General features: G+C 40.3%; 3 protein-coding genes and 1 pseudogene. All 4 read left to right on the forward strand.

The genetic code is table 11. From position 1 onward, the window contains the following. Positions 1-471: hypothetical protein (locus PSI17_RS16520; RefSeq protein WP_273553005.1), on the forward strand; the 471-nt coding region annotated here is incomplete at its 5' end. Then, entirely contained in the window at positions 468-908 is a 441-nt protein-coding gene (locus tag PSI17_RS16525; protein WP_273553006.1) for a hypothetical protein, read from the forward strand. The genes PSI17_RS16520 and PSI17_RS16525, both read left to right, overlap by 4 nt. Before the next feature lie 114 nt (positions 909-1,022). Beyond that, positions 1,023-1,283, forward strand: coding sequence for a hypothetical protein (locus tag PSI17_RS16530; RefSeq protein WP_273553007.1), 261 nt, complete (start codon positions 1,023-1,025; stop codon positions 1,281-1,283). A 49-nt stretch (positions 1,284-1,332) separates the two neighbouring features. Beyond that, a pseudogene (locus tag PSI17_RS16535) lies at positions 1,333-2,309 on the forward strand (ATP-binding protein); the annotation flags it as partial.

Here is a 2,309-nt window from a genome sequence, read left to right on the forward strand (position 1 = left end):
GCCACCATGAGCAGGCAGGCAAACCGATTGTTTATCTGGATGAAAGCGGTTTTGAGCAATCGATGCCACGAATGCACGGTTAAGGCTATTGTCGCCATGCGTGACGACAAACCTGTGATCTATAGCAACTGGGATTGCTTGTATCGATTGGTTAAAGAAAAACGATTAACTTTACATGGCACCCTACATAGCTATTGTAAAAATGGCTATGAATGTGACATGGATGGAGTAATAAATGCCGCATTCTGCGTCGATTGCCGCGGCGGCGGTAGCGTCGTGGATGATAAAAAGGCGTCATGGTGGCAAAAGAAACATCAAGCGTTGAGTAGCTATCTGAAGCAGCAATCCGATGTCAGCCATTCAGAGTATGCTCACTGTATTACACAAATTCGAGCTGCCGAGAAAGTGTTGAATGATTTTGGACTGAAATTTGAAAAATATCAGCACCCATTACAGGTTATCGATTTATGAAAAAGTCAGAAAATACACTTCTCAAGCTTGAAGCAGCTTTGCAACGAATCATCGAACGAAAAACCAAACGAATACCCGATCACCGTAAATTATCGGTTCGAGCTGTAGAGGAAGAAGCCGGATTGGGAAATGGCAGTTGTTATTACTATCCAGATTTCAAGCTCAGAGTTCAATCAGAAGCACAAAAACTAAAGTGCCTTACGCCTGATACAGCAGTTCAGTCCTACGTCGAGATTTTGAGAGAAAAGCGCAACCAAGAAAGAAAGGTAAAAATTCAGTATCGTGAAAAAGTTGCTGTATTGAACCAAAGATTAACTTCAATGGCAGCAGAACATCATCAACTAAGTCATGCCCTAAGGAGTGCACTTTCACGTATTGAAGATCTTGAACTTCAGATAGTTGAGCTCAAACAGAGCCAGATTGTGAGAATCAAGTGATTGTATACCTGAGCTAGTTTTACTGCCCTTTGCTGGCTAAACTAGCCAAACAAACAGAGCCAGGAAAACTTTCACATGTGAAAGTTTTCCTGCTTAACCTCAAAGGCAGAGAAGATGGGTAGAAAACTTGAAGACATCATTGCAGAGCAGCCTCAAGAGGTCGTTTACGCAGCCGAAGAGATAGCGTCGAAGCAGTTGATTCAGCTTCGTCTGATGGAGCTACTAAAGCGTATCGGTGCTGATGCAAGTTACCAAATTGATAGCTGTACTATCGATAGCCTACAGCAGTTGAAACAAATTGTTGAATCAGACGGAGGAAAGCTCCACCTTCATGTTGACTTACCAGACGGTTCACATCACGGCTTTAAGATATGAGGTAATATTGACCATCCGCATACCTATAGCTGCGTAATGAGGGATTATTTTGGCAACGATAGACTTCAATCAAATTCGATCTACACCTAAGAGTAAAAATGACAGCTTTGAATCGCTCGCGATTCAACTTTTTCAAGCACATTGTAAATCACCACAAGGTTCGTCGTTCTTTAGTTTGCGAGGCGATGGTGGTGACGGGGGAGTAGAAGCGTATTATAAAACCCCTACAGGCGATATTCTAGGAATTCAAGCAAAATACTTTTTTAAGCTTGGAAATAGTGAATTTGGCCAGATCAAGAAATCATTAACCACTGCATTAAAAAACCATCCAACATTATCTGAATACTGGATTTACATACCATTTGATCTAACAGGCAAAGCCGCAGAAGGAAAAAGAGGAAAAAGTGAAGTTGAAAAGTTTGAAGAATGGTGCGACGACATCAAAACTCAAAAACCGAATCTTCATATAAAACTGGTTACGGCTGAAGTATCTAGACAGCAGATATTAGAAATAGACAAAAGTGGTGGTTTTGTAGCCTACTGGTTTAACGAAAATACATTAACATCTCAGAAAATACAAAACTGTATTGACTCAGCAGCAGCCTTCGCTGGCCCAAGGTATTGCAGTGATTTAGATATAATTACCGAAGCCCATGATGCTTTAGATTCATTTGGGGAGATTTATGATTTTAAACAGTGGCTAGTTAATATTTGGAAACCATTAAAAATCAGTTTCAGGACAAAAGCTCAATATTCAGAAAAGGTATTTTCTCAGACACCTGAAAGCGAGAGAGTGCAAGCGATACAGCTACTAAAAGTACTTTTAGATAAAACTTCTAGTAAGCACAACATTATTGACCAAACAGTTATTTGTTCAACTTTAGATATCATAAGATCACTTAAGCCGCTCTGTGAAAATGCTGTAAAACAGCAAGAGAAAAAGTTTTTTGCGGAACACGGTGAAGGTAGTGATACGCCTTCATTTAGACAATTCCAGGCTGAATATATGTGTGTATTCCCTGCTGA

It is taken from the genome of Xenorhabdus sp. IM139775 (assembly GCF_028598745.1).
In the GTDB taxonomy this organism is placed as follows: domain Bacteria; phylum Pseudomonadota; class Gammaproteobacteria; order Enterobacterales; family Enterobacteriaceae; genus Xenorhabdus.

Excerpts from the sequence above, each read along its gene's own strand:
- PSI17_RS16530 (WP_273553007.1), top strand. The coding sequence starts at position 1,023 with ATGGGTAGAAAACTTGAAGACATCATTGCAGAGCAGCCTCAAGAGGTC.
- PSI17_RS16525 (WP_273553006.1), top strand. The coding sequence starts at position 468 with ATGAAAAAGTCAGAAAATACACTTCTCAAGCTTGAAGCAGCTTTGCAA.